The organism is Scopulibacillus cellulosilyticus, from assembly GCF_042665295.1.
Classification (GTDB): Bacteria; Bacillota; Bacilli; order Bacillales; family Sporolactobacillaceae; genus Scopulibacillus_A; species Scopulibacillus_A cellulosilyticus.
In genome coordinates this window covers 222,952-242,857 of the sequence record NZ_JBHTCO010000020.1, presented here as the reverse complement: position 1 = coordinate 242,857, position 19,906 = coordinate 222,952, and the positions used below count along the sequence as shown (strand labels likewise).

15 protein-coding genes and 1 other RNA gene are annotated in these 19,906 nt (G+C 38.1%); 12 read left to right on the top strand and 4 right to left on the bottom strand.

From position 1 onward, the window contains the following. Positions 1 to 200: 200 nt before the first annotated feature. The 3 genes from ACFQRG_RS16295 to ACFQRG_RS16285 form a co-directional block, all read right to left on the bottom strand. Positions 201 to 1,313 (bottom strand): GerAB/ArcD/ProY family transporter, encoded by a 1,113-nt coding sequence (locus ACFQRG_RS16295; protein WP_380967950.1) that lies wholly within the window; start codon positions 1,311 to 1,313, stop codon positions 201 to 203. Positions 1,314 to 1,577: 264 nt separating this feature from the next. Then, complete coding sequence (locus ACFQRG_RS16290; RefSeq protein WP_380967948.1) at positions 1,578 to 3,515, bottom strand: outer membrane protein assembly factor BamB family protein; 1,938 nt, start codon at positions 3,513 to 3,515, stop codon at positions 1,578 to 1,580. A gap of 770 nt (positions 3,516 to 4,285) precedes the next feature. Beyond that, entirely contained in the window at positions 4,286 to 4,855 is a 570-nt protein-coding gene (locus ACFQRG_RS16285) for a manganese efflux pump MntP (protein WP_380967946.1), read from the bottom strand. Between the two features lie 507 nt (positions 4,856 to 5,362). On the opposite strand from ACFQRG_RS16285, the gene ACFQRG_RS16280 reads away from it, so the two are divergent. The 10 genes from ACFQRG_RS16280 (at position 5,363) to ssrA (ending at position 15,527) form a co-directional block, all read left to right on the top strand. After that, positions 5,363 to 6,013 (top strand): L,D-transpeptidase, encoded by a 651-nt coding sequence (locus tag ACFQRG_RS16280; RefSeq protein WP_380968035.1) that lies wholly within the window; start codon positions 5,363 to 5,365, stop codon positions 6,011 to 6,013. Positions 6,014 to 6,123: 110 nt separating this feature from the next. Further along, positions 6,124 to 6,354: a preprotein translocase subunit SecG gene (secG, locus tag ACFQRG_RS16275; protein ID WP_380967944.1), complete on the top strand. Its 231-nt coding sequence runs from the start codon at positions 6,124 to 6,126 to the stop codon at positions 6,352 to 6,354. Positions 6,355 to 6,520: 166 nt separating this feature from the next. Continuing rightward, positions 6,521 to 7,270 carry an alpha/beta hydrolase gene (locus tag ACFQRG_RS16270; RefSeq protein ID WP_380967942.1) on the top strand — a complete coding sequence of 250 codons (750 nt, stop codon included), beginning with the start codon at positions 6,521 to 6,523 and terminating at the stop codon, positions 7,268 to 7,270. A gap of 55 nt (positions 7,271 to 7,325) precedes the next feature. Further along, complete coding sequence (rnr, locus tag ACFQRG_RS16265) at positions 7,326 to 9,596, top strand: ribonuclease R (RefSeq protein ID WP_380968033.1); 2,271 nt, start codon at positions 7,326 to 7,328, stop codon at positions 9,594 to 9,596. 166 nt (positions 9,597 to 9,762) lie between these two features. Continuing rightward, positions 9,763 to 10,263 carry a PTS sugar transporter subunit IIA gene (locus ACFQRG_RS16260; RefSeq protein ID WP_380967940.1) on the top strand — a complete coding sequence of 167 codons (501 nt, stop codon included), beginning with the start codon at positions 9,763 to 9,765 and terminating at the stop codon, positions 10,261 to 10,263. A gap of 54 nt (positions 10,264 to 10,317) precedes the next feature. Then, positions 10,318 to 11,775, top strand: coding sequence for a PTS system trehalose-specific EIIBC component (gene treP / locus ACFQRG_RS16255; protein ID WP_380967937.1), 1,458 nt, complete (start codon positions 10,318 to 10,320; stop codon positions 11,773 to 11,775). A 70-nt stretch (positions 11,776 to 11,845) separates the two neighbouring features. After that, a complete protein-coding gene (gene treC / locus ACFQRG_RS16250) occupies positions 11,846 to 13,585 on the top strand; it encodes an alpha,alpha-phosphotrehalase (RefSeq protein ID WP_380967935.1) in 1,740 nt (579 codons plus the stop codon). Between the two features lie 156 nt (positions 13,586 to 13,741). Next, entirely contained in the window at positions 13,742 to 14,461 is a 720-nt protein-coding gene (gene treR / locus ACFQRG_RS16245; protein ID WP_380967933.1) for a trehalose operon repressor, read from the top strand. A 106-nt stretch (positions 14,462 to 14,567) separates the two neighbouring features. After that, positions 14,568 to 15,035, top strand: a complete 468-nt coding sequence (gene smpB, locus ACFQRG_RS16240; RefSeq protein WP_380967931.1) for an SsrA-binding protein SmpB — start codon at positions 14,568 to 14,570, stop codon at positions 15,033 to 15,035. A gap of 133 nt (positions 15,036 to 15,168) precedes the next feature. Further along, positions 15,169 to 15,527, top strand: a transfer-messenger RNA (tmRNA) gene (gene ssrA, locus ACFQRG_RS16235). A gap of 462 nt (positions 15,528 to 15,989) precedes the next feature. Here the strand turns inward: ssrA and ACFQRG_RS16230 are convergent. Continuing rightward, entirely contained in the window at positions 15,990 to 17,102 is a 1,113-nt protein-coding gene (locus ACFQRG_RS16230) for a GerAB/ArcD/ProY family transporter (RefSeq protein WP_380967929.1), read from the bottom strand. A 213-nt stretch (positions 17,103 to 17,315) separates the two neighbouring features. Between ACFQRG_RS16230 and ACFQRG_RS16225 the strand changes: the two genes are divergently transcribed. Then, the gene (locus tag ACFQRG_RS16225) at positions 17,316 to 18,740 is read left to right on the top strand and encodes an aldehyde dehydrogenase family protein (protein WP_380967927.1); all 1,425 of its coding nucleotides are present in this window, start codon (positions 17,316 to 17,318) and stop codon (positions 18,738 to 18,740) included. 405 nt (positions 18,741 to 19,145) lie between these two features. Beyond that, positions 19,146 to 19,856: a cytochrome c biogenesis CcdA family protein gene (locus ACFQRG_RS16220; protein WP_380967925.1), complete on the top strand. Its 711-nt coding sequence runs from the start codon at positions 19,146 to 19,148 to the stop codon at positions 19,854 to 19,856. The last annotated feature ends 50 nt before the right edge of the window (positions 19,857 to 19,906 follow it).

Genomic DNA, 19,906 nt, shown 5'->3' with positions numbered 1-19,906 from the left:
ATTTATATTCAAATAGATATTTAGATACATTTTTTTGAACCTTGAAACTTAATTTATTGACTTATATCTAAATCAATTTGTAAAAAGAATGTTTATAATAAACAAAATGTGGAGAAAATCAAGGGTTTCTCCACACTCTGACAGCCTCGTTATACAATGATAGCAGAAGTTCCTAAAGAATTAAGAAAAAGACCATTTTATTAAGCAAGATGGTCTTTTGTTTTTCTGTTAGAAATGAATTTATGACGGATTAAAGCAATGATAAAAAGGAAAGCTGGAAAAATGTACTTAGGAAACATGCCAAATATATGATCCGGGTTGTAATTTTTAAAAAGCGTTGCAAGATTAGGGTCAACCCAAACTTCTAAAAAGGTTAATAAAAACCCAATAGGTAAAACCAAGGGACGATAATCATTAAGTTTTAACCATTGGGAAGTACCTAGGGTTAAAACATAAATAAATAAAGTCATTTTAATAAACATGCCAAGAATCCAAATAGCCATCACTGCGGCTTCAACATGTTCTAAGAAGTCTGCCACACTTATATAGCGGGCAACTACAATAAAAGGATAAAAAAACTTATCTGTAAGTTCTCCGAGAACCATAAGAATAGTCAGGCTAACAGTTGTCAATGTCAATGTCGATATGAGCAGCGAGATCATAACAGATTTCTTTGCTTTTTTTGAATCACTAACATAAGGTAACAAAAAGGTAAGAATAAAATTATCTCCAAACCATGCTGATGATATAATTCCCCCTTTCAAAGGAGTATTAAATCCATTTTCTAAGACAGGAAATAAATTCAATACTTTAGCTTCAGGTAAAATAAGTATCAGCATCAAAAGGAAGAGAATGATGATAACAGGTAAAAAAAATTGAGCACAGCGACCTATCACTTCAATGCCGCCTATAACAGCAAAACAACATACAATAACTAAACCACATATAGTCACAACCTTAGGCGTTCTAGAGAAAAAGTTAATTGTTAAAAATTCACTGTATTCCCCTAAATTAAAGGTTGAAACATAAAAGATATAAAAAAGACAGATAAAGCCAATTGTTTTTCCAATCCATTTTCCTAAGAGGCTTGTGCAGTATTCAATTAACGTTTTTTTAGGGTAATACTTATTTAAATAGAAGTATACAAATATAAAAATAAAAAAGACAAACGAAGCGAAGATATATGAAATCCAAAGATTCTGTTTAGCATATTTATAAGCGGAGCTAGGCAAAGAAATAACTCCTGTTGCTGTTTGAAGCTCAAACAAGAGAATCCCTAACTGCAGCGAAGAAATCTTTCCCTTTTCAAGCATTTCATCTAATCCTTTTGAATGACTTTAGATTTAGCTATCCTCTTTATTGAGTTTAACTATACGATTTGTAATTCGTTTAACTTTTCCGTAGTACAAGTAAAATATTCTAGTTGGAAACAATAAAAATATGAAAATTAATGAAACCCCTTATAAAATAAAAAAGAGCCAAATTTTTTGGCTTAGTTTAACAGATGATTTATTAATTCTTTCGGTAAACTAATAACTTCGAATTCGAAGAAAAAGATCGATGAATGTCTGTGTTTGTTATTTCTTTTTAGAAAGCCAGGCCGCAACGGCTTTTGCTTCTTTTCCTTTAATTACACCTGCCGGCATGCGGCTGCTCCCGTTTTTAATTTGATTTAATATATCTTTCTCTGACATGGTCTTACCTACATGTTGAAGATTCGGACCGGAATCTCCCTGTAAATTGTTCCCATGGCAAGAAGAACAATTTTGTTCAAAGACCTTTTGAGGGTTAATATTTGCCGTTTTACTTGATTCTTTGGTTGTATCCGTTTTTCCCAATTTTGCTTTATTATCCACTTTATCGGGTGCTTTTCCGCCCAGTCCATAAACTACGACTTTCGTACCGCCGGTAATGATGGCGATATATTCTTTTCCATGATCCATATAAATCGAAGGAGCCATTTTTATTTGTTCTCCACCACTCTTCATGTGCCATAACGTTTTTCCTGTTTTAATATCGATAGCGTTAAATGTTCCGTCCATTTCTCCATAAAAAGCAAGACCGGTTACTGTACTTGTAAGGCCGCCGAGCATAGGGTCAGCGGTTTTCTTTTCATAGACTTTTTTCCCGGTATTGACATCAATGGCAGTGACATTTCCGGAAACCTCGACGCCTTTTGGAGTAGGAAGAATCTCTGTACCAGGAAACATATTATTGTGTTTTTCAATATCTGTCTGATCTTTTGCGGCTACTGCTAGAGATGGTTGATTGATGCCAGGGATTAGCACATAATTGGTAGCAGAATCATACGTCTCTGGAGCATAGTTTTCTCCACCGCCTGTTCCCGGCCATTGAAGCTTAGCTTCACTTTTTTTGCTAGGAGGCGGTGTGTGCTTAATTTTGACAAACGGAATACCGTTATAAACTGCTTTGCCAGTTTTAGCATCCCAGGCATACCATTTGCCATTTTTTCCGCCTTCAACGACGAGCTTTCTTTGTTTGCCACTTACTTTGGCTTTGATTACCATCGGTGTAGCGGCAGCATCATAATCCCATACATCGTGTTCAACTTCCGGATTTACCCATACGAGCTTACCTGTTTTGCTGTTAAGAGCGACGATTGAATCCGTATAAGGGTTGGCTCCGCCGCGCTTTTTCCCAAAAAAGTCAGGCGACGGATTTCCTACGGCAAAATACATCAATCCAGTATCCGGATCGAACGACATTGGTGTCCAAACCGAGCCTCCACCTGTATTTTTCGCTTTTGTCCAGCTTTTTCCTCTCGGGGGAACCGTCCAAAATGGCTTTTTCCATGCTGGTTTTAAATCACTAGCTTTAAAAGCCAAGACAAAACTTCTAGCGCCATTATCACCGCCGCTGCTGCCAACATAAATATTTCCGTTAAAGTACATTGGAGCAGACGTTTCATAGTCTCTGTTTTCCATTTTAATAGTCGGGTAATAATCCCAAAAGTTAACCATTTTGATGAGTTTTCCGGTTTTCGCGTCAAGTTTTGCAAGACGGCAATCAGTGATCAAAACGTATACATAGCCATTGTGTACAGCAACACCCCTGCTGGCAACATTAGAATTCATGTGCACCTTTTTTATATGATCGAGAACCTCTTGCGGCGGTTTCCATTCCCAAATCTTTTTCCCCGTTTTTGCATCGAGAGCAAATACATAATTAAGTGAACTTGTAACATACATCACACCATTCTGGATAATCGGGAAATCCTCTTGGCTGCTGGGAGTATTCTTATCTAACGTTGTTAAATCGGTTTGCCAGACAACCCCTAATTTCTTCACGTTATCTTTGGTGATTTGCTTATAAGGTACTTGCCTTGTATGCTGCAAGTTATAACCCCACATTGGAAATCCATTGTCCACCGATTGCTGATTATCGGCTTTCTTACTGGTCGTACTGCTTTGTTTAGCGGACTGACCGTTGTGACACCCTGATAGCACCATGGCTATTACCACAAGAAATGTAACCAGTTTCAAAAGACTCTTCACGTCAATGCCTCCTTATAAAAAAATAAAATCTCGGTACTTGTCGAGTTTTAGTGTAATTGCCTCCTTCCCTATAAAAATGTATATGTCGAAATAATAGGAAATTTTTGTATAAAAGGTTAAATTCAATGGATTTAGTGATTTCGAAAAAATCTATTTTTATATATGAACTATGAATTTAAATAAAGGCATAAAAGAACGATCGAAGAGAAGGGATGATTGAAAATTCCCCTTTTTGTTATTATTTTATAATTTAAATTAAATAATATAACTGCGAACAAATATCTTTATAATCTATTCATAAGAAAACATTCTATTTTTAAACAAAAATCTGTTTGCCTATTTTAACTCTATATGCCTTACATTCCTTATTTAAAAAATAAAGAACTACTCTAACACTAATTCTGTTTAGAATAGTTCTTTGTTCTTTGTTTTTTATTTTCACAAAGTTTAATCCCGGCAGACCAGCAAATTGTTGATTAGAAATACAAACAGTTCAATATTAAGAAAGCAAATAAAATAGATTTTATAATCAAACAAAAAAACAGCAATATCACAAAGCCAAAAAGAATTTGCCCGTCTTTTGTTTTTGTCAATATTAAATTTAGTCAGAGAGAACACATCAAAAGTGAGCCATTTCATGATATTGGGTACTCAGTAATGGGGGATGTTGGGAGTTTTTGAATGTGTATTAACGGTTTCACCCAAAAAAACAGGCAAATGCCTGTTTTTTTTTTGCGGATTTATGATTCCATCATATCTAAAGAATTTTCTTAAGCAAATATTTCATAAAGTCCAATTAAAATAAGCAACGAACCAGAAACGATTGTTGAGTATTTCCCAATAAAAGTTTTCGTAAGGCTATAACCAAAATGACTCCCTATACCAATTGTTATTAACGAAAATAGACCGATTGAAAATGTTGCCCAAATAGCCGAAATATCATTAGCTCCCATGCCAATTCCACTTGCTAAACAATTTAATGATAAGGCCATCCCAAGGTAAACAGCTTCTTTCCACGAAATGACATTATTATGATCCCAATCAACTTTCTCCGGATTTTCTATAGAAGATGACCGTATGGGTTGATTAGAAATAAGTGTCCACATACCGATTAAACATAATAAGAAACTTCCTAACAGATTAGCCAAATAGGGAGGGATGTATTGGGATGCAAAATCTCCGGCAACCACAGAAATATAAGTAACAACCATAGATAGAATCGCTATAATTAAATTTGACATAAAAGGAATTTTTGTCTTTTTGACCCCATAAGAAAGACCTATTCCTAAATTATCTAAATTAGCAGCCAAACCGACGACAATAATAGTAATCCAGTGCATTACTCACCTCCGGAATATCATTATATTTATTTAACAATCTACAAATGCTGGTATGCTGTAAAGCTGCATGTACCCCAAAAATTGAAAAAATATCCGAAATTATTATAGAGTGTTTACTCCCTTTTACTGTTTTTTTTTTTAGATTTTAAGAGGGTATAAGGTGTCCTTTGCCAATGCATATTTATTGGCTTATTTCCGCTTCCTGTTACAAAGATAAAACAGAAACTTGTGTAACAGCAACTTAGAAATGGCACGAGAAAAATATTTAATAATTACTTTTATCCCGGTGCAACCGTCCGTAAAACTCCCGCCTCAAAACTTGAGTTTAAGCGCTGAAGTTTAGGCGGGAGATAACGGACACTAACACCCCGATTTGTTCAACTAACCATCAGTGGGGGATGAACAAAACCCCCACTGAAGGAAGTTTCACTTTATAATGTTATTTTACATAACTCATCTTAGACTGCATATTAAAATTTTTTGTTGGAAAAAGGGGGCGAAACAGTGATGTTAATACAGAAAAAATTTATCAGTTTGCTTCTTGCGTTATCTGTACTCGGCATTATTCTTGCCGGTTGTTCCGATTCTGCCTCGGGCAGTGAATCTTCACCGAAAACGCACGAAAAAACCGATCAGCACCATACTGATGACAAGGGTAAAAAAGCTAAGGATAATGAAAAAACTGCTGCCGAAAAGCCTAAACAGCCGAAAGCCGTCAATTGGAACGCTCCTTCCGGCGGACCTTACCCTAAGTTGAAAAAAGGGGAAAATATTTGGCTTGATGTATCAAAAAAGGACCAAAAAGTATATGTTAAAGACGGCAATAAGACTATTTACACAATGATTGCATCTACCGGACTCGATAAAAACCCTGATACAACCACACCGACGGGTACTTTTCACATTCAAGCTGAACGCGGCAAATGGTTCTACTCGCCACAATATAAAGAAGGCGCAAAATATTGGGTATCTTGGAAAAACCATGGTGAATTTTTATTCCACAGTGTGCCGATGGATAAAAAACAACACGTCATCACCGCTGATGCCAAGAAACTCGGTCATAAAGATTCCCATGGCTGTATCCATTTGACCATTCCAGATGCAAAATGGATCTATGATAATATTCCATATAACACAAAAGTTGTCATTCATAATTAATGATGAATGACAACTCTGTCATTAGGATTTGATTACCTGTACACTGGAAAGGTATAGTTGTTTATGTTACATTAAAACTAGTGTTTTGTGTAAAAGTGGAGGTGCAGCAAATGCATGCGGCATTAATTACGTTACTGGTTATCGTAACGATTGGCATTATTGTACTCGTTCTTCTGCAGCAAAGTAAAAGTGACGGCTTATCCGGAGCGATAACAGGCGGAGCTGAGCAATTATTTGGTAAACAAAAGGCGAGAGGCATTGACGCTGTTTTAACTAGAATCACGGCTGTTTTGGTTGTGTTATTCTTTGTCATAACCTTTTTATTGGGATATTATTTTTAATCTTAGGCAGCAGCCAACTAAGGCATGCTGTTTTCTTTTTGTTTAAAGCTTTTTATACATATTGTTTAAAGAAGAATTCAGATGGGTATATTATCTTGGCTTTATGATAAATAAACTCAAGCCAATCGACTCATGATATAGATAGAGATAAAAGGAGAGACGCAAAGTGAAAATTTTACCCCCAAAACCATTTACATTTGAAGCTGGGAAACGTGCCGTTTTATTATTGCACGGCTTTACCGGTAATTCATCTGATGTAAGAATGCTTGGCCGATATTTGCAGGATAAAGGGTATACAAGCCATGCCCCGCATTATAAAGGCCATGGTGTGCCTCCAGAGGAGCTTTTGGAAACCGGACCGAAAGACTGGTGGGAAGATGTGAAAAACGGCTATGAACATTTGCAATCTCTCGGTTATGAAGAGATTGCTGTTGCCGGTTTATCATTAGGAGGGGTATTTTCCCTTAAATGTGGTTACACTTTTCCAGTAAAGGGTATTGTGACTATGTGCGCACCTATGAATGCCAAAACGGAAAAACAAATTTATGAAGGCGTTTTGGAATACGCTGAAGAATATAAAAAGCGTGAAGGCAAATCAGACGAAGAAATTAAAGAAGAAATGGAAGCCTTTGAGGAAAAACAAATGGCGACGATTAAAGATCTGCAGAACTTAATCAATGATGTTCGCAATCATGTGGATATGATATATGTGCCGACATTTGTTGTCCAAGCCCGCAATGACAAAATGATTGACACTAACAGTGCCAATATCATTTACAATGAAGTGCAATCGGATGACAAAGATATTAAGTGGTATGAACACTCGTCGCATGTAATTACTTTAGGAGATGAGAAAGAACAGCTTCATGAAGATATTTATCATTTCTTAGAAGGTTTGGACTGGACGGTTTCCTAATGACAAGGAGTGATAGTTTGTGACGGAAGATCGCATACAAGAAATTCTGGATTATATGAAGGAAGAAGCATATAAGCCGATGACGTTGACTGAGCTTGAAGAAGTCTTTGATTTGACTGATTCTGAAGCTTTTAAGACGTTTGTTAAAACATTAAATAAAATGGAAGACCAAGGTTTAATTGTAAGGACAAGAAGCAACCGTTACGGCCTGCCGGAAAAAATGAATCTCATACGCGGGAAGGTCCAAGGACACGCTAAAGGATTTGCATTCATTATTCCGGATGAAGCTGATAAGTATGATGATGTCTATGTGGCCCAGGGAGACCTTAATGGGGCGATGAACGGTGATACAGTTATTGTTCGTCTTTCTCATGAATCTTCCGGAGAACGTCCTGAAGGTGTTGTCATTCGCATTATTGAACGCGGTGTAACAAGAACGGTTGGAACATATGACGACAATAAACATTTTGGATTTGTTATTCCTGACGATAAGCGGATCCCAAATGATATTTTTATTCCGAAAGAAGAAATTAACGGTGCGGTTGACGGTCATAAGGTTGTTGTCGAGATAACCAAATACCCTGAAGGCCGTATGAATGCAGAAGGAAAAATTGTTGAAATACTGGGGCATAAAAATGACCCTGGTATTGATATATTATCAGTTATCTATAAATACAATTTGCCTCAGGAATTTCCGGATGAAGTCATCGCTGAAGCAAATGCGGCACCTGATGAAATAGATCCTTCGGAAATCGAAGGCCGGCGTGATCTGAGGAATGAAACAATCGTCACGATAGATGGTGAAGATGCAAAGGATTTAGATGATGCTGTCAATGTGGTCAAGCTTGATAACGGCAATTATAAGCTTGGGGTTCACATTGCAGATGTCAGCTATTATGTTAAGGAAGATTCCGCACTAAATGAAGAGGCGCTTGAACGCGGGACAAGCATTTATCTTGTTGACCGTGTGATTCCGATGATCCCGCACAGGCTCTCTAATGGGATTTGCAGTTTGAATCCGAATGTCGACCGGTTAACGATCAGCTGTGAGATGGAAATTACGCCATCAGGAAAAGTCGTCAACTATGATATTTTTCCAAGCGTTATCAACACAACGGAACGAATGACTTATACAAACGTCCGCAAAATTCTTCTTAAAGAAGATCAGGAAGTCATTAATCGTTACGAGAAACTCGTCCCATTTTTTGAATTAATGGCTGAGCTGGCGGAAATTTTGAGAGGCAGACGCCGCGAGCGCGGGGCTATTGATTTTGATTTTCCTGAAGCAAAAATTATCATCGGTAATGAAGGTAAACCTGTGGATGTTGTTATTCGTGAGCGTTCAATAGCTGAACGTTTGATTGAAGAATTTATGCTTTGTGCAAATGAAACGGTGGCAGAACATTTTCACTGGCTTGATTTGCCGTTTATTTACCGGATTCACGAAGAGCCTGATCCCGATAAACTTGCAAGGTTTTACAATTTTGCCGTGAACTTTGGCTATGTAGTCAAAGGAAGCATTGACAATATTCATCCGAAGACATTGCAATCTTTACTTGAAGAGGTAAAGGGCGAGCCTGAGGAGCCAATTATTAATACGGTCATGCTCCGGTCAATGCAGCAAGCGAAATATTTTCATGAAAGTCTCGGCCACTTCGGTTTGTCGACGGATTTTTATACACATTTTACTTCGCCGATTCGCCGTTATCCTGACTTGATTGTCCATCGTTTGATCCGTAAATACTTATTTGAGAAACAAATTGACAGCAAAACGAAGCATTATTGGGAAAAAGAACTTCCCGAAATTGCTAGACATGCATCTGAAAGAGAAAGGCGAGCCGTTGATGCTGAACGGGAAACAGATGATCTTAAGAAAGCCGAGTATATGGAAGATAAGATTGGCGAAACCTTTGATGGTGTCATCAGCAGTGTCACAAACTTCGGTCTGTTTGTCGAATTGCCGAATACGATTGAAGGGCTTGTTCATATCAGTTATTTAACGGACGATTATTATCATTATCATGAAGAACATATGGCGCTTGTCGGTGAACGAACGGGAAATGTCTTCCGGATCGGCGACCAAATTGAGGTTCGTGTCATTGATGTTAACGTGGATGAGCGTTCAATTGATTTTGAAATTGTCGGCATGAAGGAAAACAAACCGAGGAAACGAAAGGATCGTCCAACAGTTATACAAGGGCAGCGCAAGGAAAAAAGGGAAAATAAGAAGGATGACAACAACAGAAGAAAAAGGGATCATAAACCGCCGAAAAAAACGCCTTTTTATGAAGGTGTAAAAAACAATAAGAAAAAACGTAAAAAATAACTGCTTATGTTTAAGCAGTTATTTTTTATACACTTTTTCAACAATATTTCCACAATAATTTTAAAACGGAATTTTTTATATTGACTATCATGTATATACAAATTAAAATATAAATAAATCTTGTATATACAAATTATCGGATTGAGTTTAAAGGAGGTTATTAAAAATGTTTAAAAATCTTTTTCAAAAAAAGCAAAAAGTCACCGAAGAACGTGTGCTGGCTCCGATAAATGGAAAAATAGTTGAAATTGATCAGGTTCCTGATCCAACTTTTGCGCAAAAAATGTTGGGCGATGGACTGGCTATTATTCCAGTGGACGGTTCAATTACAGCACCCATTGATGGTGAAATCGTTCAATTGTTTCCCACCAAACATGCCATTGGCATCCGCGGAAATTCGGGATTGGAATTGCTTATTCACATTGGCCTTGAAACAGTCTCCATGAATGGTGAGGGCTTCACTGCTCATGTGCAACAAGGACAAAAAGTTAAAGCGGGTGATCTGTTGATCGATGTAGATTTAGATCAAGTCAAAGAAAAAGCTGCTGATACGATAACGCCTATCGTTATAACGAATATGGATGCAGTTGAAAGTATCGAGAAGCAAACTGCAGCTAAAGCTTCAAGCGGAGAAACTGAGATTATGTTTATAAAAATGAAAAAGTAAACCCCGTGTTGAAAACGGATACAAAAAATTCATGGTATTGGGGAGGGGATATTCATGGGTATTAACAAGGAAACGGTTGAAAAGATACTGGAGGCGGTCGGCGGGAAAGAAAATATTAATGCTGTTACTCATTGTGTCACGCGTCTGCGATTCGCTCTGAAGGATGAGGCAAAAGTTGATAAAGAGAAGCTTGAAAATATTGATTTAGTTAAAGGTTCGTTTTCAGCAAACGGTCAGTTTCAAGTTGTTATCGGCCAAGGCACCGTTGATAAAGTTTATGAGCAATTAATTCAAATCTCAGGATTGGGTGAGGCCACCAAGGAAGATGTAAAAAATGAATCTTCTAAAAAGCTTAATCCCCTGCAAAAAGCGGTGAAAACACTCTCTGATATTTTTATTCCAATCTTACCGGCGATTGTGACTGCGGGTCTGTTACTAGGTTTGAATAACTTGCTGACAGGACAGGGCATCTTTTATCACCACAAGTCATTTATAGATGTCCATAAGGAATGGAAAGGTCTTGCCGATATCATTAATTTAATTGCAAATACGTCGTTTACATTTTTACCGGCGCTCATTGGCTGGTCGGCTGTCAAACGCTTTGGCGGCAATCCATTGCTTGGCATTGTATTAGGCCTCATACTCGTTCATCCTGATCTTATGAATGCCTATGACTATGGTAACGCGGTCAAAAACGGCACAGTTCCGCATTGGAATTTATTCGGTCTTCATGTGGAAAAAATCGGCTACCAAGGTCAAGTCCTGCCTGTCCTTGTATCTGCTTATGTGTTGGCGAAATTAGAAATCTTTCTTAAAAAGCGAATACCGGATTCGATTCAATTACTCCTTGTTGCACCAATTGCCCTTTTGGTAACTGGATTTCTGGCGTTTATTATTATTGGACCGGTGACTTTTGGAATAGGAAACTTTATAACAAACATCGTTGTCGGTATTTTTGACCATTTTCCGGTATTAGGCGGTTTAATATACGGCGGGTGCTATGCGCTGCTTGTTGTAACCGGCATGCATCAGACATTTCTCGCTGTTGACCTGCAGCTAATTTCAAATGTGGGCGGCACTTTTCTTTGGCCGATTCTTGTCATGTCGAACGTTGCGCAAGGCGCAGCAGCTCTGGCGATGATGTTTATCATAAGAAAAGATAAAAAATTAAAAAGCCTGTCTTTAACTTCAGCTGTGTCAGCCTTTTTAGGCGTGACTGAACCAGCGATGTTCGGGGTTAATATTCGATTTAAATATCCGTTTGTATCGGCAATGATCGGGGCGGCAATCGGCGGAGCAACACTCGCTGTTAATCATGTCAAGGCCGCTTCCATCGGTGTTGGCGGATTGCCCGGGTTCTTATCGATCTTCCCGCAAAAATGGGGCCCCTTTTTTATAGGGATGATAATTTCTATCGTGGTTCCTTTTGTATTAACATTCATTTTTTCTAAGTTTAAAAGGAGATCAAGCAAAGGTGCCATCTATCAAAGTGAAATTTCAAATGGCCAATAGTTATTAACATTATCCACAATACCCACAACCCTTCAGGGGTCTGACCCCTGAAATAGAGAGGTGATATGAAATGAAAGAGCCTTGGTGGAAAAGGGCAGTTGTTTATCAAATTTATCCAAAAAGCTTTAAAGATACTAACGGTGACGGTTTTGGGGATTTACCAGGCATTATTGAAAAACTCGATTATTTAAAAAAACTCTGTGTTGATGTCATCTGGTTAACGCCGATTTATAAATCGCCGGGGCGGGACAATGGTTATGATATCAGTGATTATTTTAATATAGATGAGCGGTACGGAACTTTTAAGGATTTTAAAAAGCTGTTAGCTGAAGCGCACAGCCGCGATATGAAAGTCATTATGGATATTGTCGTTAACCATACATCAACTGATCATGAATGGTTTAAATCAGCCAGAAGCTCAAAGAACAGCCCTTTTCGGGATTTTTATATTTGGCGGGATCCTGCGGACGGTTCTGAACCGAATAATTGGCAGTCTAAATTTGGCGGTCCCGCTTGGGCATTTAATGAAAAAACAGGTCAATATTACCTTCATCTTTTTGATGTCAGCCAGGCGGATCTTAACTGGGAAAACAAGGCTGTCCGGGAGAAAGTTTATGATATGATGTGTTATTGGCTGAATCATGGTGTTGATGGATTTAGACTCGACGTTATTAACTTAATTTCCAAAGATCAGCGTTTTCCAAATGATGACGGCAATGATGGTTTCGGGGACGGAAGAAAGTTTTATACGGATGGCCCGCGTATTCATGAATTTCTTCATGAAATGAACAAAAAAGTTTTTTCAGACAATCATCTCATGACTGTCGGCGAAATGTCTTCGACAGCTGTTGAAGAATGCATTAAATATACGAATCCGGATCGGCAAGAATTAGATATGGTGTTCAATTTTCACCATTTAAAAGTCGATTATCCGAATGGCGAGAAATGGGCGGAAGCTGATTTTGATTTTCTAGCTTTAAAGCGCATTCTCTCGGACTGGCAAATGAAGATGCATGAAGGCGGCGGCTGGAATGCTTTGTTTTGGTGCAACCATGATCAGCCGCGGATTGTCTCCAGATTTGGGGATGCGGGCAAGTATTGGAAAGAATCAGCGAAAATGCTGGCAACTGCACTGCACATGCTGCAAGGAACACCTTACATTTACCAGGGTGAAGAAATTGGTATGACAGACCCGAATTTCTCCAGTATTGAATCATACCGCGATGTCGAGTCTTTAAACATGTATAAAATTTTACAGCAGCAAGGGATGTCCGAAGAAGAGATTATCAACATTCTTAAACAAAAATCGCGTGATAATTCAAGGACGCCGATGCAGTGGAATGATAAGGAAAATGCAGGGTTCTCGATTGGAAAGCCTTGGATTGATCCGGCATCTAATTATCATGACATTAATGTTAAAAGCAGTCTGGCGGATCAAGATTCCATTTTCTATCATTATCAAAGGTTAATCAAATTAAGAAAGAAACATGATATTATAACCTATGGCGATTATCAGCTGCTTTATCCTGATCATCCTCAGGTTTACGCATATTTAAGACAATGGAACGATGAATTGCTTTTAGTTATTAATAATTTTTACAAAGAGGAAACTATATTTGAAAAGCCAGAAAATATAATGCTTAATGAACATCATAGTGACATTTTAATTTCCAATTATCCAGATTCGCCTAAGATGAATCAACAGATAAAGCTAAGACCTTATGAATCCATTGTCTATTTAGTTAAAAACGTTTGTCCCGGTGCAACCGTCCGTAAAACTCCCGCCTCAAAACTTGAGTTTAAGCACTGATGTTTAGGCGGGAGATAACGGACGCTAACACCCCGATAAGTTCAACTAACCATCAGTGGAGGATGAACAAAACCCCCACTGATGGAAGTTTCACTTTATTGATAAAGGCTTATCCTTAATAAGATAAATCATGCTAAAATACTTTTGGTGATATGAATGAGTGAAAATAAATTTTTGGCCATTTATAATGATCTTGCTGATAATATACAAAAAGGGAATTATAAGACAGGAGAGCTTTTACCCTCTGAACATGATCTTGCGGATCGTTACAAGTCATCGCGGGAAACGATTCGTAAAGCTCTTAATTTCTTATCGCAAAACGGCTATATTCAAAAAGTGCGCGGGAAAGGTTCAATCGTACTGGATGTCGGGAAGTATGTATTTCCCGTCTCAGGGCTTATCAGTTTTAAAGAACTGGCAACAAGTACAGGAAAACCATGGAAGACCAATGCCCATGAACTTGTTCTCATTAAACCTGATGATTATATTCAACAGCAATTAAATTTGAAAAAGAATGACGAGGTTTGGAAATCAGTCAGATCCAGAGAAATTGATGGGGAAAAAATTATTCTCGATATAGACTATATTAAAAAACAATTTGTACCGACCATTACTAAAGATATTTGCGAGGATTCCCTTTACAATTACTTTGAAAATGACCTTCATCTTGTGATTAGTTTTGCTAAAAAAGAGATTACTGTAGAAGAGGCAACCCCGGAAGACAAAACATACTTAAATCTTAAGGGACTTTCGCATGTTGTTGTTGTAAAAAATTATGTTTATTTAGAGGATGCGAGCCTCCTGCAATATACAGAATCCAGGCACCGCCTTGATAAATTCCGGTTTGTCGATTTTGCAAGACGAGAACGCCGCTAGTTATATTGAAACTGGCGGTTGTCTCGTTATTATTACAAAACACTTGCTTGGCATTTTATCCCCTATTATAATAGAGAATACGTAAAAGAAGAGGAAGGTTAAAGACATGGCTAAGAATGACGGAAGAGTGCTTGCTCAAAATCGCCGTGCCAGCCACGACTATTTTATTGAAGAAACATTCGAAGCAGGCATTGTTTTACAAGGAACAGAAATTAAATCAGTGCGCAAAGGTTCTGTTAACTTTAAGGATGCCTTTGCCCGTGTGGAAAACGGTGAAGTCTTTCTTCATAATATGCACATCAGCCCCTACGAGCAAGGGAACCGTTATAACCATGATCCGCTTAGAACCCGTAAGTTGCTGCTCCATAAAAAGGAAATCAGCAAGCTTCTGGGTAAATCAAAGGAAACCGGTTATGCCATTATTCCTTTAAAAATGTATATTAAAAACGGCTATGCCAAAGTGCTGATTGGTCTTGCAAAAGGTAAGAAAAACTACGATAAACGCGAGACATTAAAGAGAAAGACTGCACAGCGTGAAATTGAAAAAGCGTTCCGTGAACGCCAAAAAATGTAAACTGGTTGTCAAAGCTGCCGATATGTGTTAATATAATTGATGTAAGCTTAGATCTGACTTTTACAGTCTCACTTATAGTACTTGTTCGAGAGAGGGCATTGCTCCTAACTATTGAACATTTTTTATACAATAAGGGGACGTTACGGATTCGACAGGGATAGGTCGGGTTTAAGTTGCGAGCCGAGCTGGCAGTCTCGTAAAAATGCCACAGCCAATAACTGGCAAAAAAGAAAACAATTTCGCTTTTGCTGCGTAAGCTAGCATAGCGGTTCCTCCCTCCATCGCCCATGTGGTAGGGTAAGGGACTCACTCTTAGTGGGATACGCCGGAAGCCCGCAGCCTGAGGGCCAAGGAAGAGAACAATCGGGCTAGCCGCATCGAAGCCTGTCGGCAGGCCAACGTGCCGGCGAAAGTCTAATATACCGACTACGCTCGTAGAAGCTTAAATTACGATATCTTTGGACGTGGGTTCGACTCCCACCGTCTCCACCATACATAGAGCATGGTGGTTTTTTTATTATTTTTTTAAATTCTTCCTGCATTAATTATGATAAAATCTCCTCAGGATTAAATTGAGGAGATTTTTTTGTTTAAAAAAGAAATCCATACGCAAATTATAAGAACGTAAACTACATTTTCATTTAACTTCTGCATGGATTGGTTATGTGAAAATAAACATGGCAGTTTTCCTGAATAGTACGACTCCAAAATATATTTATCCCGGTGAAACCGTCCGTAAAACTCCCGCCTTAAAACTTGAGTTTAAGCGCTGAAGTTTAGGCGGGAGATAACGGACGCTAACACCCCGATTTGTTGTGCTCCTGCGCCGTAGATTATTCACTTGAAGCTTCGCCAACTTCTCGTCGCAAAGCACAGGAAGCTTATTCATGTAGCAGCTTCACTAACCATCAGTGGGGGATGAACAAAACCCCCACTAATGGAAGTTTCACTTTATTATTTATTTTTTTTCATCCTTTTTACTTTTAAAAATAGCCATTGATAAATAAATAACACCGGTATATAAATATAAAGAAAGTACATAATTATTTTTGATACAAAAGAGTTCCATTGATCAATTGGGATATGTTCTTTAGATAAACAAGTGATGATTAGAACTATGATTAATACAAAGGGCAGAAATATTTTCTGTCTAATAAAAAATTGGCGTTTTAAACCTCTAGTTACTGACCATATAGAAATACAAATGTTTGCTAAAATAACTAATAACAGGACGGCTAAACCAAAGTATTCGAACCGTTCAATTATAGGTAATTTAACAATTGCCCATAATGTCAACGTTGACCAAAGGATATGGCTAAGTTGCCCCTCGCTAAAAAAGACAAATATAACCAAAGCTACAATGACATAAAAAAAAGTGGTGAACATAAGCGCGGTATGCGCCCATTTTTTAGAAAGATGTGGTTTTTTAATAAAGGGATAATAGATAAAAATAAGTTCAAATCCTCCAAAGCTAAAAACCATCTGTTTGCTTGCCTGAAACAAAGATGGCAATGAATGGTCAAATAAAGGAAGAAGGTTATTGAAATGAGCGTATTTTAAAGGATAATATAATATAACAAAGAATAAGGTACTGTAAACAACACTTAAAACACATATCCCTGTTGCTGTTCGAAAGCCTCCAACAATAAAAACATAGGCCAATAATAGAATAAGCAGCGCAAGTTCCCACGTTGAAATCTGGGGAAAAACCCATATTTGGATAGCTTCAATATAGCTTCTTAGTGTAGTAATAGGACCGACTAAAAAGTAGGCTAAAACACCTGCATTTAATAGACCGCCCAACCAATTCCCAAAAAGTTCACTATGAATAGAAATAATATCGTTGCCGCTCCCGCGTTCAATAATTTTGTAAATGAACCATAGAGTAATATTGGTACTTAAACCGCAAAAAATAATAGCAATCCAAGCATCATACCCCGCAAATTGCGCAATATAACGTGCAAATCCAAGAATTCCAACTCCAGTTTGCATTGAAGTAATAAGAAAAAAGGTTAAAAAAGGTGATGCTTTACTATCCACATTTATTTTAGCCGGTGTCAACATCATAAAAACCCTTTCTCCTATAAGAGACTCCCTTTCTATTTATTATCTTCACCCTTTTCCGTAAATAACAGGAAATTTTTAAGAAAAAAGTCTAAGTTTTAATAGATAAAACAACAAGCAGGTATTATTAAATTTTACAGATCAAAATCCCGTTTTAAATCATGCTTACAAGGGTATAGAACATTATAATACTGATAATAAAGGAGTCCTGCCAGCATGCGAGAATATTTAAAGCACTTTATTAATGGAGAATGGGTTGAATCCACGGGATCGGAAACTATGGATGTCATTAATCCGGCAACAGAGGAAGTTGCGGGCCGTATTAGTTTGGGTACGCTTGAGGACCTCGATCGTGCGGTAGAAGCAGCACGGGCAGCTTTCCCTTCATTTTCGAAAACTTCCAGGGAAGAACGGGTGCAGATGCTTGAAAGGATTGCCGATGAATATGAAAAGAGAAAAGATGATTTTATTGATGCGATTACCGAGGAATTAGGTTCTCCACGTTCAATGTCTGAAAATGTTCATTACTCGATGGGGCTGAATCATTTTCGTGAGACAGCCAGATTATTAAAAGAATTTTCTTTTACAGAGAAGCGCGGCAATACAATTGTCAAGAAGGAATCTATTGGTGTAAGCGGATTGATTACACCTTGGAACTTCCCGACTAACCAGACATCGACTAAAATTGCCAGTGCGTTTGCGGCCGGGAGCACGGTTGTATTAAAGCCTGCAGAAATAACGCCATTTGCGGCGGTTATTCTGGCAGAAGTTTTTGACGCCGCCGGTGTGCCTAAAGGCGTCTTTAACTTTGTTAACGGAACAGGGGAAGTTATAGGCAACGGCATTAGCTCACACCCTGATATTGACTTTGTTTCTTTCACCGGTTCGGGCGCTGTAGGGCAAAAGGTCATGGAAAACGCTGCAAAAACGATTAAAAGAGTTGCCCTTGAGCTCGGCGGTAAATCACCGTTGGTTGTTCTGGAGGATGTTGATTTGAAAGAAGCGGCAAAAATTGCGGTGTCAAATGTCGTCATGAATACCGGACAAGTATGTACGGCGGCAACTCGGACGCTTGTGCCAAAATCCATGCACGATGATTTTGTTGAAGCCGTCAAAGCCGTATTGCCGAAGTTCCCGGTTGGTGATCCAAATGATAAAAACTTTGTCGGACCTCTGGTTTCCAAAAAGCAGTGGGATCGGGTTCAAGGTTATATTCAGAAAGGGATCGATGAAGGGGCAACACTTGTCACAGGCGGTCTTGGCAAACCTGAAGGACTTGAGACCGGCTACTATGTCAAACCGACTGTTTTCACTAATGTAAAAAATGACATGGTCATTGCCCAAGAGGAAATTTTCGGTCCGGTCATGTCGATTATCACTTATGAAACATTGGATGAGGCGATTGAAATTGCTAATGATACTGAGTACGGATTAGCAGGCTACATTGTCGGAAAAGATCCAGAAACAATAGAAAAAGTGGCATCTAATATTCGTGCCGGCCAAATCCGGATCAATAAAGCACCGTCAGACTTCTCCGCGCCGTTCGGCGGATACAAAAAATCCGGCATCGGCCGGGAATGGGGCGATTTTGGCATCGAAGAATATCTCGAAGTCAAAGCCGTTTTAGGAATGCCTTCCTAAAATATGGAGGTTGTCATCAAAGGAACCTTTTGATGACAGCCTCTTTTTTTGTTTTCCAAGGCTTTTAAAATTTTTTTAGTCTTCAAACCATGAAACTCTTGTATTTTCGGTAAACTTTTAATTATATTGGGCGGGTTATTCAATAAAAAACACGTATTAAATTTCCAATACGTGTTTTTTTTTAAGAGTTAAACACTCCAACAATCGTAAAAGGTTAAGAAATTAAGAAATTTGATATGTTAAGGTTAAATTGAATAGAATGACTTAAAGGAGTTCATGTATTTTGTATAGAAAATTAGTAGGTATAATCATTGTGATTCTGTATTATTCGGAAAAGTTATATTGTTGTAATTACAGAAGCGTGGATGGAGGAACAAATTAGTAAAATATAAAAGGGGGATTCGATTGGCTAATGTAAACATATTTTTGGCTTTTGGCGCCGGCATACTTTCCTTTATTTCTCCGTGCTCATTGCCGTTATATCCCGCTTATCTTTCTTATATTACCGGCGTTTCGGTTGATAAATTAAAGGAAAACAACGGGATGCTTGAGCGAAGGGCATGGCTGCACACTTTATTTTTTTTAATAGGTTTTTCTATTATATTTATAGCATTAGGATTGTCTTCTTCGTTTATCGGGAACTTATTTTTTCAATATGGTCATGCGATCCGTCAAATTGGTGCCATTCTTATCATATTCTTTGGAGTAGTTGTTGTTGGATGGCTTAAGCCTTCTTTTCTTATGAAAGATAAGAAAATTACCTTTCGTGAACGGCCCGCCGGTTATTTGGGGTCTATTGTCATTGGTATGGGATTTGCGGCAGGATGGACGCCGTGCACCGGTCCAATATTAGCTGCGGTCATTGCTTTGGGTGTCACACATCCGGGTGAAGGATTATTTTATATGATTGCTTATGTCTTAGGGTTTGCTGTTCCGTTTATTATTTTTTCATTTTTTATAGGCAGGATGAACTGGATTAAAAAATATAGCGGGAAAGTAACAAAAATCGGCGGCTACATTATGATCATTATGGGTGTTTTTTTATACTTTAATTGGATGACAAAGATTACTTCGTTTTTGGTCGGCCGGGTATTCGGGGGATTTACCGGATTCTAAAAGATCATTGACCAAAATAAAAAAGCGGCTCACTCATTATTTTGAAAAAG